11 protein-coding genes and 1 riboswitch are annotated in these 10,789 nt (G+C 65.6%); of the genes, 6 read left to right on the forward strand and 5 right to left on the reverse strand.

Annotated elements, in window-relative coordinates; genetic code table 11:
• Positions 1–73: 73 nt before the first annotated feature.
• Positions 74–850 (reverse strand): TetR/AcrR family transcriptional regulator, encoded by a 777-nt coding sequence (locus tag AC1DJW_RS24180; RefSeq protein ID WP_476902725.1) that lies wholly within the window; start codon positions 848–850, stop codon positions 74–76.
• Between the two features lie 60 nt (positions 851–910).
• Here AC1DJW_RS24180 and AC1DJW_RS24185 point away from each other — a divergent pair, with 60 nt between their 5' ends.
• Positions 911–1,306 (forward strand): helix-turn-helix domain-containing protein, encoded by a 396-nt coding sequence (locus AC1DJW_RS24185; RefSeq protein ID WP_284756092.1) that lies wholly within the window; start codon positions 911–913, stop codon positions 1,304–1,306.
• Positions 1,307–1,310: 4 nt separating this feature from the next.
• On the opposite strand, the gene AC1DJW_RS24190 is transcribed toward AC1DJW_RS24185, so the two are convergent.
• Entirely contained in the window at positions 1,311–1,931 is a 621-nt protein-coding gene (locus AC1DJW_RS24190; RefSeq protein WP_284756093.1) for a TetR/AcrR family transcriptional regulator, read from the reverse strand.
• A gap of 70 nt (positions 1,932–2,001) precedes the next feature.
• On the opposite strand from AC1DJW_RS24190, the gene AC1DJW_RS24195 reads away from it, so the two are divergent.
• Entirely contained in the window at positions 2,002–3,096 is a 1,095-nt protein-coding gene (locus AC1DJW_RS24195; RefSeq protein WP_476902726.1) for a flavin-containing monooxygenase, read from the forward strand.
• A gap of 84 nt (positions 3,097–3,180) precedes the next feature.
• Positions 3,181–3,334: riboswitch (cyclic di-AMP (ydaO/yuaA leader) on the forward strand.
• A gap of 19 nt (positions 3,335–3,353) precedes the next feature.
• Here AC1DJW_RS24195 and AC1DJW_RS24200 read toward each other — a convergent pair.
• Complete coding sequence (locus AC1DJW_RS24200) at positions 3,354–3,767, reverse strand: hypothetical protein (protein WP_476902727.1); 414 nt, start codon at positions 3,765–3,767, stop codon at positions 3,354–3,356.
• 877 nt (positions 3,768–4,644) lie between these two features.
• Complete coding sequence (locus AC1DJW_RS24205; protein ID WP_476902728.1) at positions 4,645–5,859, reverse strand: PucR family transcriptional regulator; 1,215 nt, start codon at positions 5,857–5,859, stop codon at positions 4,645–4,647.
• Between the two features lie 220 nt (positions 5,860–6,079).
• Here AC1DJW_RS24205 and ald point away from each other — a divergent pair, with 220 nt between their 5' ends.
• Together ald and AC1DJW_RS24215 are read left to right on the forward strand one after the other, a co-directional pair.
• The gene (ald, locus tag AC1DJW_RS24210; protein ID WP_284756100.1) at positions 6,080–7,198 is read left to right on the forward strand and encodes an alanine dehydrogenase; all 1,119 of its coding nucleotides are present in this window, start codon (positions 6,080–6,082) and stop codon (positions 7,196–7,198) included.
• Positions 7,199–7,361: 163 nt separating this feature from the next.
• Complete coding sequence (locus AC1DJW_RS24215) at positions 7,362–7,943, forward strand: mismatch-specific DNA-glycosylase (RefSeq protein WP_284756101.1); 582 nt, start codon at positions 7,362–7,364, stop codon at positions 7,941–7,943.
• Between the two features lie 44 nt (positions 7,944–7,987).
• On the opposite strand, the gene AC1DJW_RS24220 is transcribed toward AC1DJW_RS24215, so the two are convergent.
• Positions 7,988–8,557, reverse strand: a complete 570-nt coding sequence (locus AC1DJW_RS24220) for a TetR/AcrR family transcriptional regulator (RefSeq protein ID WP_284756102.1) — start codon at positions 8,555–8,557, stop codon at positions 7,988–7,990.
• A gap of 95 nt (positions 8,558–8,652) precedes the next feature.
• Here AC1DJW_RS24220 and AC1DJW_RS24225 point away from each other — a divergent pair, with 95 nt between their 5' ends.
• Positions 8,653–9,660, forward strand: a complete 1,008-nt coding sequence (locus tag AC1DJW_RS24225) for an SLAC1 family transporter (protein WP_284756104.1) — start codon at positions 8,653–8,655, stop codon at positions 9,658–9,660.
• Positions 9,661–9,743: 83 nt separating this feature from the next.
• Positions 9,744–10,789, forward strand: a 1,046-nt coding sequence (locus AC1DJW_RS24230) for a DUF222 domain-containing protein (RefSeq protein ID WP_476902729.1), incomplete at its 3' end; no start/stop codon positions are given.

Genomic DNA, 10,789 nt, shown 5'->3' on the forward strand with positions numbered 1-10,789 from the left:
GACTCCCAGCATGCGCTGACACTCAGTTTCATGTCAAGGAACGCAGTACCAGCGGGGGGTTCTGCTGGATGAACTAAGCCAGGGCGTCCCGGACTGCTTGAAGGATCCGTTCCGTACCCGCTGCAGGATCGAGGACGGCAACCACGACGGCGGGCCGGCCGCCTGGCGCGGACGCGGCACCGGCTGCGTCGCTACCCGCCTCGCCGGTTGAAACACGGGCGAACGTGTCCGCCAATGCGCCCAATTCGTTCCCGAGCCTGGCGGCCAGTTCTTCGGCTTCAGCTTCCCGCGCATCGCGCCAAGCACGCGCCTCATCCCCGGCACCCGTGACGCGTTCGCCCGCAGAAACCGCCCGCAGCCATTGGCGCAGGACGCTGTTGTGCAGGGCGACTACCGATGCGGCAAAGGCCACCGCCGTGACCTCCCGGCTTTCGCCTTCGGGCAGCACAGATAGGAGATGATTCCGGAAAGCCCGTTGATAGCGATGTGTCATCACAAGTTCACGATCACGAAGGGCCGGCACTTGATGCAGAAGTTCGTAGCGGGCCAGGGAAGTCCTCCGGTTGCCCACATGGTGGCTAAAGACCATGAGCGCCGCGTCCACGACGGCACGTAACGGATCCGCCGTCGTTCCCGAAAGCGACTCCTGGACCCGCCCGAGAATCCGGTCGTGATCAGCGAAAACAATGTCCTCTTTGGAACCGAACTTGCGGAAAAACGTGCTCCGGCTGATCCCCGCGGCATCGGCGAGGTCGTCCACGGAGGTCGCGTCGTAGCCTTGCCGCACCAGTAGATCGATTGCCGCGGCCACGGCGGGAGCTGGATCCGGATTGGCGGGGTAGTTGACCATAGGCGTGAATCTAACACGAGGGCGTAACCGCACAGCCTTGGGCGCCGCTAGGCTTCTGCCATGGCATTGATAGCTCCCCGCGTTACGCCTGGCTTGCCCGCGGACGACGCCCGGAACCTGGCACGCTCACTCAAGGACAGCAACGACATCACGGTTTTCGTGGACGGCACGGTCCATCGGCTGCCGGATGAGGCGAGGGACGCCGTCGTCGACCTCCTCGGCAGGCTGGGCCGGGGCGAAGCGGTGACCGTCAGCAGCGTCGAGGAAATGCTCACGACGTCGCGGGCGGCCGAACTCGCGGGAATCTCGCACACCTACCTGCGGAACATGACCGACCGTGGCGAAATCCCGGTGGAATACCGCGGCACGCATCGCCGCATCAGGCTCGCGGACATCATGGCGTGGCTGGAAACCCAGAAGAAGACGGCCGCGGCAGAAGAGCAAAGCAACACGTAGAAAGCTACGCGAGGGCGGCCTTGAGCGCCGCGTGGACCCAATCCCGGTAGCGGTCCAATCCCCAAGCGAAATCCAGCACGAGTGATCGGTAGGTGTCCGGGTGACCCACCGACCAAATCACGGCAGCGGCTTGCTCGTCGCTCATGCCGGAGGTCAATGCCCCGCGCCGCCTGAGCGCAGCCGCCGCTTCCGCATAGTTCCTCAGCCGGAGTTCGGCCCGGTCGCGCTCCACTTTTGCCGCTTCGGCGTCGACGGCGGAGGCCTGCCTCATGACGCTGAACAATTGGCTGCTTCGCGGGTGCACCTCTGCGAACCAGTCGGCCAACAACGCCAGGACCGCCCCGGCGTCGGGGGCTGCGGCAGTCCGCTCGCGCATGGTCTCCGGGACGGAGCGTGGGGCATCCGGACCCGCGGCCGTCGCGTCAACCACGGCCGAGAGTAACGCGGCCTTGTTGCCCACGGAGTTGTAGATGGTCTGGATAGCCACACCGGCTTGCTCGGCAACAGCCCCGATGGTGGTAGCCACGTATCCCCTGCTCAGAAACAGCTCGCGGGCGGCCTCCACCACGGCAGCCTTGGTTGCGGCGGCTTGAGCTAACCGCCTGTCATTGTGCCGGATTTCCACGGGAAAAGAATAGCATTCCAGTGACTGGAATGCTATTCTAATGATCTCGAACACCTCAGGAGGCTTCGCGATGGATAGCAATGAGGCAGTGAACACCGTAGTTGTGGGCGCCGGACAGGCAGGGCTCGCCACTGGATTCCACCTGAAGAAACACGGGCAAGACATCCTCATCCTGGACTCGCAGGAGCGTATTGGCGACGCGTGGCGGAACCGCTGGGATTCCTTGCGGCTCTTCACCCCGGCGCAGCACGATTCCCTTCCCGGCCTGCCATTTCCCGCCGCCCGAGGCAGCTTTCCCGGCAAAGACGCCATGGCCGAATACCTTGAGGACTACGCAAGGAAATGGGAGCTCCCGGTACGCCATGGTGCCCATGTCGTTGGCATCGAGCGGGAGGACGGCCGGTTCCGGATACAGTCGAGCTCCGGGTCGATCCTGGCCAGGAACGTTGTTGTTGCCACGGGCCCGAACACGCAACCAAGGATCCCGGCTTTCGCCAAGGATCTGGATCCCGGCATCCACCAACTGCACGGAGCTGAATACGCCAACCCGGACTCAGTTCCGCCCGGAGATGTCCTGGTGGTCGGCTCCGGCACCTCCGGCGTCGAAATCGCCTTGGAGCTCGCACCCACGCACCGCACCTACATTGCCGGAACCCCTCCGTTCCACATCCCGGGCCCGGTGACGCGATACGCCGGCGGGCTTTGGTGGCTCTTCATCCACAAGGTGCTGAACAGGTCCACCCCTATCGGCCGCAAAGTCGCGGTCGGGTTCACCAAGCACGGCGCGCCGCTGATCCGGACCTCCACGCGAGAACTCGACGCCGCAGGAGTCACCCGCCTGCCACGCCTGGCGGGCGCCCGCGAGGGCCAACCCCAAGCTGATGACGGCAGGACGTTCCGGGTCTCCACCGTAATCTGGGCTACCGGTTACCAACCGGACTTCGGCTGGATCCAAGGACTTCCCGCGGATGAGGACGGCTGGCCGCTCACCTGCCGGGGCGCCGTCGAACAACTGCCAGGACTGTTCTTTGTGGGCATGCCCTTCCAATACGGGTTGACCTCTGGCCTCGTGGGCGGGGTCGGCCGCGACGCCGCCCACGTCGCCGGACTCATCGCGGCGCAGGCCCGGCAAAAACAGGCCGCTCCGCCCGTTATTCAAATGTGACATTGCTTGCCGGCTGTTGTACGGTCGAGGGGCGACCCAATCCCCAACTGGGCCGCTTCCAGGTTGACGCCGAGCTCTGCCGCAACCCGGAATCCGCCAGACCCGCGGCAGAGACGGGGGACCCAGAGTCTCCGGGCCTACTACTTCTCCACAGGCCCTCGGGGTGAAGCCGCCACGCGCGGCCGGACGGCCTCGTCCGAACCCGACAGCTAACCTCGAAGGCGTTGAGAGGCAATCACCATGTCCCCAACCATGGATCAGCCTCGCCGTGCCCAAGTGGCACGCGAGCGCACCAAAGCAACCGGACGCCGTCGGGCCAATGACAGTGGACCGTTCATCGCTGCACCGGCTTCCGAACCTTTGAGTTCGACGGCGGCGCCCACCCCCGCGGCAACCACCACGACGGCGGCGCCCACCACGCGCGCGGCCGCCCGGGCGGCCGAACGAAGGCGGGCTTCCCAAGCCAGTGAAACCGCGGCCATACCGACCGTGGCCGTTCCGACACTGGCTCCCGCGACAGCGGAGCCCGCCACCGCGGCCATTCCGACAGTGCCTGCCCCAACCGTGGCTCCTGCGGCAGCAGAGCCCGCCACCGCGGCCATTCCAACAGTGCCTGCCCCAACCTTGGCTCCTGCGGCAGCTGAACCCGCCGAAGCCGAGAATGCAGGCACAACGGCACCCCCGGCGGCGCCCCGTGCCGGCGCCGGTCCGGCGACCTTTACTGGTTCGTCATTCAGCCGCGAACCACACGCCGTCCTCAAGAAGGCCGCCGCCGTCAGGACGATGAGCAACCGAATGGCGGTAGTGACCGGCGCCCTAGGCATCTTGTTGGCCGCGGCTTCCGTTAGCCAGGCTCTTGAGTTGCCCTTCTTTGGCCAGGAAACACAGACCCAGGACACTACAAGCGCGGACAGCCAAAGCTCAACACAATCCGGCGCTCCTTCCACGACGGCAAGCACTTCCCCCAGCGGTGCAGCATCACCTTCGGCAGCTACCCCTAGCGCCAAGGCCGGCCAGACCGCCGCGGACCCGGCGCAACATTCGCCGCAAGGATCCGCCGCCGTCGGACCCTCGGGTGCCTTCGCACCATCGATCTCAGTCCAGGTTCCTGGCGCAATCCCGTCGGCCCTGCCCCCAAGCCTCGGCCCGGTGCCTGTTCCTTCCGTTCCGGTTCCGGCCCAGCCTGCGCCGGCTCCCAGCCCGGGTCCGACCGGACCCGCTAACCCAACCCCGACACCGGATCCGACGGATCCAGCGTCTCCGACGCCCGGGCCTACAGGTTCTTGGAAGCCACGGACCCCGGCCAGCCCCACACCTACGCCACCGCCTACCCAACCGGGCGTTGATCTTGGGTCGATTCTGGACGCAGCAACCAAGGCACTGCAGTGAGGATGGGAGGGCATCGAACATTTGCCGTCGAGTGGCACGGACGATGCTGCCGGAACACCCGGACGCAGATGATTCAGCACCGCCCGGACCGCTGGCGCTGCAGCCTTCAGTTGAGGCAGTTCAACAAGTAAGCCAGCGCGGCTTCCGGTACCAGGGGGGTCAAATCCGTGGACGCCCTGCCCAGCGCCGCGCTTTGAGCGTTGCGTGGAGTTCGAGCCGGATGGCGCCATTCAGCGGATCTGCTCCGATGAGCTGGCGGACCCTGGCCAGCCGGTTGTAGATGCTGCTGCGGTGCAGGTGGAGCTTCGCGGCCACGTCCTGCACGGAGCCGTCACTGTCGTAGAGCAGTTCGAGCACGGGGAGCAGCTCGCCGTTGCGGTCGGCGTCCTCGATCTCCTGGAAATGTGCCGAGCCCGAATCGTCCCAACCGCCGGGCGCTTGTAGCCGTTCGAACAACTGGTAGATCCCGGCCGAGCGGCTGTCCACGAGCTCGCCGAGTGGAGGATCGACGGCGGCAGCCTGGGCGGCGAGCTTCGATTGCCGGTACGCCCGACCCAGTTGGCGGATGACTGAAAACGGCTCGCTGATGCCCAGAATGACGCGGTCCACCTTCCGGCCGGCGCGCTTGGCGAGTTCCAGCTGATAGTGGACGAGGACCTGGGCATGTTCTGCCCGTCCGCCGGTTTCGCGGAACAACAGGACCGAGTGCGTCTCGGTGCCGGCGCTGAAAAGCACGGAATCGACCCCGATAGTAGCCTGCAGTGCGGCGGAACGGTGTGTCAGGGTCGCCGCGATCGGATCGGAAACGCCGCCACTGTCGTCAGCATCGAGCACGGTCACCAGCTGCCAAGGTCCCCGGCCTTGGATCTCTTTCCATCCCGCCACGGCCGCCCCTGCATTGGATTCGCCCTGGCATGCAGCGAGGAATTCCTGCTCACGGCGGCGCCGGAACTCCGATTCGGCCGTATTGGAATCGAGCAGCAACCCCGCGAGGAGGTCCAACTCGTCCCGGACGCCCGGCAGCTCGGCGAGTATCGCCGTCGCGGTCTGCTCGTCAAGGTCCTGCTGGACCCAGAGGTACCCGACGCGGAATCCGCGCACCAGCAGCGGGACGCAGACGCGTCCCACCATCCCGAGTTCCTCATTGGCGGGCACGACGACGGGACGCACCGCGGTAGCGATGCCGTGCGAGAGCTGCCACGCGCTGACGTCCACCGGGACACGCTTGCTCAGGAGGAAATTCACGCGCACACGGTCGGCGTGGGACTGGTTGGAACTGTAGGCGAGCAGCACGCCGTCGAGGTCTTCCAGGGAGAGGCCGCGGCCCAATTTGAGTGCGACGTCCTCGACGATCTTCTCCACGTCCTGCTGCATGGAGAAAACACTACTTTGCCCGACGAACATCAGGCGACACCTGACGCTCTCAGTATCGACAAATGTCGAGTCGCGGGCCGCAAAAACCCCGGAATTCCGGGGAAGTCAGCGACGGCTGCGATCACCTTTCCTGTCGCCTGGCTCACAGCGGATTTATTCTGGAATCACAGTCCCCCGCAGAGAAAAAGGCCGTTGGAGCCTTTCGAACATGGAGCCCAAAATGATCATCGGTGTCCCCAAAGAGATCAAGAATAACGAATTCCGCGTTGCCATCACGGCCGCAGGCGTTCACGAGTTCCGCACCCACGGCCACACCGTTCTGGTGGAACGGGGCGCAGGCCTGGGCTCCGGTATCACGGACGAGGAATACGCGGTTGCGGGCGCTGAGATCGTGGCCGAAGCCGACGACGTCTGGGCACGCGCTGACATGGTCATGAAGGTCAAGGAACCGATCAAGGCCGAGTACCACCGCTTCCGCAAGGGCCTGATCCTCTTCACCTACCTCCATTTGGCCGCCGAGCCCGAGCTGACCCAGGAACTCATCAACTCCGGCGTCACGGCGATCGCTTACGAAACCGTCCAGGACGGCCGCGCGCTGCCCCTCTTGGCACCGATGTCCGAGGTCGCCGGCCGCCTGTCGGTCGTCGTCGGCGCTTCCTCCCTCATGGCTCCGGCCGGCGGCAAGGGTGTGCTGCTGGGCGGCGTCCCGGGTGTCCGCCCGGCCAAGGTTGTTGTCCTCGGCGCCGGTGTTGCCGGTACCAACGCTGCCGCCATGGCCCTGGGCCTGGGTGCCGACGTCACCATCATGGACATCAACATCAACCGCCTCCGCGAGCTGGATGCCATCTACCAGGGCCGCCTGAAGACGGTCGCTTCCAACGCCTACGAGATCGAGAAGTCAGTGGTCGACGCCGACCTCGTCATCGGTTCCGTGCTGATCCCGGGCGCCAAGGCCCCCAAGCTGGTCACCAATGAACTGGTTTCCCGCATGAAGCCCGGCTCCGTGCTGGTGGACATCGCAGTGGACCAGGGCGGCTGCTTCGAGGACACCCACCCCACCACGCACCAGGAACCCACGTACAAGGTCCACAACACGATCTTCTACTGCGTCGCCAACATGCCGGGCGCCGTTCCGAACACCTCCACCTACGCACTGACCAACGTCACCCTGCGCTACGCAGTGGCACTGGCCAACCTGGGCGTCAAGGCCGCATTCGACCGCGACCCCGCCCTCGCCGCGGGCCTCAACATCGCTGCCGGCAAGGTCACGCACCGCTCGGTTTCCGAGGCGCACAACCTGCCCCTCGTGGCCGACTGGCACAACCTCGTCTCGGCTTAGTTTCTCTCCGCCCCTAACGGGCGCGACTAAACGATCCCGACGGCGGGGTGCGGCTTCCACGGGAAGCGGCACCCCGCCGTCGGGGTTTTTGGTGAAAACAGCCCCGTACTCGCATTGTGAAACACCGGTAGCCCTCCGCTTCCGGAAGCCCGAAGGTGGAGTGATGGGATTTAGTCGGTCTGTCCTTGATTCGTTCCGAGACGGGAGCCTGCCGGACCTACTCGGGGACCACACACGGCTTTTGTTCGTCGGCATAAATCCCGGCTTGCGCGCCGTCGCGGTGCAGGCGCATTTCGGCGGCGGGAGCAACCGCTTCTATCCTGCTCTCTACCGGGCGGGCATCGTCGATCGGCGGATAGATGCTTCGGCGGGCTTCCGCCCCGAAGACCTCGCGCATCTGCGTGAGCGTGGCCTCGGCATCACGTCTCTGGTCGCGGGAGCGTCGGCGCGCGCGGACGAACTCACCGCAGAGCAGCTCGTCGCTGGAGCCGAAGCACTCTCAGAGCGCGTCGAACGCATCGCTCCGGCAGTGGTGGCGGTATTGGGAATCACCGCCTACCGGGTTGCCTTCGCCCGGCCCCAGGCAACGGTCGGACGTCAGCTGGACCATCTCGGCGGCATCCCCGTCTGGGTGGTCCCGAACCCGAGCGGCCTAAACAGACACGCGAGCCTGGATGACCTGGCAAACGCGTACCGAGAAGTCGCAGTCGCGTCCGGCATCGAACTGTTCACAACATCCGTATAACCGGCACGCGCCTGCTCACGTCTGATCGTGGATTCCTTGCGATGTCACAATCCGTCGACGATGCCGTCGACGACGGCGCGGAATCTCTCCGACGCCATGCCTGTCTTGACGAGCACACTTAGCCCGATCACGGAGGCAAGCAGTTGGCTGGCGGCAGTGCCGGCATCCCGATCCACACCGAGCTCTCCGGACTCTTGTCCTTGCACGATTGCTTGCCGAAACACGGCTTCGATCTGCGTGAAGAGCTCGTCCGCGATGCGATTCACGTCGACGTCCGCGGGGCCGAGCTCCGCCGCGGCATTGACCATGACGCATCCCCGCTGATGCTCGCCCACGCCGGCAAGGACAGTCATGGCCCCTTTGAGACGGGGCCGGACCGGCCCGGGCGCTGAGAACAGCTCGGCCAGGTACTCGAGTCGTTTCAGGCTATAGCGCCGGAGGGCACGCAGGAACAGTGCGTGCTTGCTCTCAAACGTGTTGTAGAGACTGCCTTTGCCAATGCCCAGTTCACCGGCCAGTTCCTGCGGCGTCGTTCCGGCGTACCCCTGACGCCAGAACAGATCCATCGCCCTATCGACGGCCTCAGCGGCCTCGAACTGCATCGGTCTACCCATGGAAAAAGAGTAACCCGCATGATATTGTACTTCAAGGTCAAAAACTAATTTTGCGGCCACATCTGGATCCAGCTGTCCTTTCAGGAAGGCACTCCTTGTCCATTCAAAAGTCCCTGGCACACGCCACCCCGGCAACAGGCCTGCACACGCGCGTCCCGCTGAACACGCTCGCCATCCCACTGGGCCTGGCCGGCCTCGCCCAGGTCTGGTCCGTGGCGGCTTCCGCGCTCGGGCTCCCGTTCGAGCTCGGGCAAGCGTTCTGGCTAGTTGCCGGGATCTCCTGGATCTGGACCGTCGCAGTACACACGCATCGCGGCAAGCGCACCGACCAACCGCTCTCTCATCAGCTCACGCACTTCGCCCAGGGTCCGCTGGCGGCAATCCTTCCCATCGCCGCGATGCTGCTCGGAGCGAACCTTCACCACACGATTCCGCTGGCCGGAACTGTACTGACGTTGATCTCCATGGCCGCCGCAGCCGCGTTCGCCGCATGGATTCTGGGCTTCTGGATGCGTGGGCAGTTGCCGCTTGAATCCGTTCATGGCGGCTACTTCCTGCCCATCAGCGCAGCCGGTTTAGTCGGTGCACTCGCCGCGGCACAGGCGGGGCTTGACTGGCTCGCCATAGGGAGCTTCGCCGTTGGCATCGTCTTTTGGCTGGTGATCTCCGTGTTCTTCTTCCTCCGCCTCGCGCGCCGTCCAACGATGCCGGCACCACTGCTCCCGACACTTGCGATCATGATGGCTCCCCCGGCCGTTGCGTCAGCGGCGTGGCTCACGATCTCAGGCGGTCGGCCCGATCTTGTGTTCGAGGGGTTGACGGCGATCACGGTTCTGATGGTGCTGATCCAGGCGACGCTCTTGCCGCGCTACGGCGCACTGCCGTTCTCGCTGGGGTTCTGGTCATTCACCTTCCCCGTGGCGAGTGTCGCTGCACTCGCCATTACCTGGTTGCACCTCCTCCAACCGCCTGCCTGGCAGGCCATCACCATTGGAGTGCTCGCCGCCGTTACGCTCCTCGTCGTATCGATCGCGACGAAATCGATCCTCCTGCTCAACGCCACGACCCGCGCGGCACGGCAACAGCGTCGACGTCATCACTGAGAGTTCTTCCGATCTTCATCGTTTTTCGATTGGACGGGCTCCATCGACCTATTAATGTCAGACCCCTCTGCGATGCTGTGGTTATGGCCGGGAACCGGGGAACACAGCTGATCGGACCAGATGCGCCATCCGGCGGCACGGTCCCGGAGGCTGTCCCCGGTGTCGCTGGGCCGGGCTTGCGGGTGCAGGATCTGATCGACGCCGTGCGATCGCTCCGGCCAGGCCCCGACAGCACCGAACTGATAAACCAGTTGCGTGCCCTGGAGGATTTGAAGTCCGCGGCCGCCGCTGCCCAGGCCCGGATCGCCGTCGCGTTCGATGCCGCCCAGCGCAGCGCCGACGCGGCGGCAGGTGTGCCGGCCGAGGAACACGGCCGCGGGGTCGGAGCTCAAATTGCGTTGGCCCGGCGGGAATCCCCCGCCCGCGGATCACGGCTGTTCGGCTTGGCGAAGGCGCTCGTCACCGAAATGCCGCACACCCTCGCCGCCCTGGACACCGGACAGATGAACGAATGGCGCGCCACGCTGCTGGTGAAGGAAACAGCCTGCCTGTCCGCCGAGGACCGCTGCGCGGTGGACGAGGAACTCGCCGCCGACACCGGAACCTTCGACGGGGTGGGGGACAAGGCCATCATCTCCGCCGCCCGGGCCGCGGCGTACCGGCGGGACCCCCGCTCCGTGACCCAGCGCGCCAGCCACGCCGCCACCGAACGCCACGTGAGCCTGCGGCCCGCGCCTGACACCATGACCTACCTGACCGCACTGCTTCCCGTCGCCCAGGGCGTGGCCGTGCACGCGGCCCTGACCCGGCACGCAGACACCCTCCGCAATACAGGGGACACCCGCACCCGGGGCCAGATCATGGCCGATGCCCTGGTCGAACGCACCACCGGCACCCCGGGCGGTATTTGCGGGGTTGAAGTCCAGCTCGTCATGACCGACCGCACCCTCTTCCAAGGCGAGAGCGAACCGGCCAGGCTCCCCGGCTACGGCATCGTCCCCGCCGCTTGGGCACGCACACTCCTCACCGGGAACCACGGCCAGGCCGGTCCCGGCCAACCCGCGAACCGGACCTTCAAGGTCTGGCTCCGGCGCCTTTACACCGCCCCCGGAACCGGAGAACTTGTCGC

It is taken from the genome of Arthrobacter sp. 05L417 (assembly GCF_056397865.1).

What these genes read in the sequence shown, in the direction of transcription:
- AC1DJW_RS24215 (WP_284756101.1), top strand. Translation starts at nt 7,362, where the DNA reads ATGGGATTTAGTCGGTCTGTCCTTGATTCGTTCCGAGACGGGAGCCTG.
- AC1DJW_RS24220 (WP_284756102.1), bottom strand. Translation starts at nt 8,557, where the DNA reads ATGGGTAGACCGATGCAGTTCGAGGCCGCTGAGGCCGTCGATAGGGCG.
- AC1DJW_RS24195 (WP_476902726.1), top strand. Translation starts at nt 2,002, where the DNA reads ATGGATAGCAATGAGGCAGTGAACACCGTAGTTGTGGGCGCCGGACAG.
- AC1DJW_RS24205 (WP_476902728.1), bottom strand. Translation starts at nt 5,859, where the DNA reads ATGCAGCAGGACGTGGAGAAGATCGTCGAGGACGTCGCACTCAAATTG.
- AC1DJW_RS24185 (WP_284756092.1), top strand. Translation starts at nt 911, where the DNA reads ATGGCATTGATAGCTCCCCGCGTTACGCCTGGCTTGCCCGCGGACGAC.
- ald (WP_284756100.1), top strand. Translation starts at nt 6,080, where the DNA reads ATGATCATCGGTGTCCCCAAAGAGATCAAGAATAACGAATTCCGCGTT.
- AC1DJW_RS24180 (WP_476902725.1), bottom strand. Translation starts at nt 850, where the DNA reads ATGGTCAACTACCCCGCCAATCCGGATCCAGCTCCCGCCGTGGCCGCG.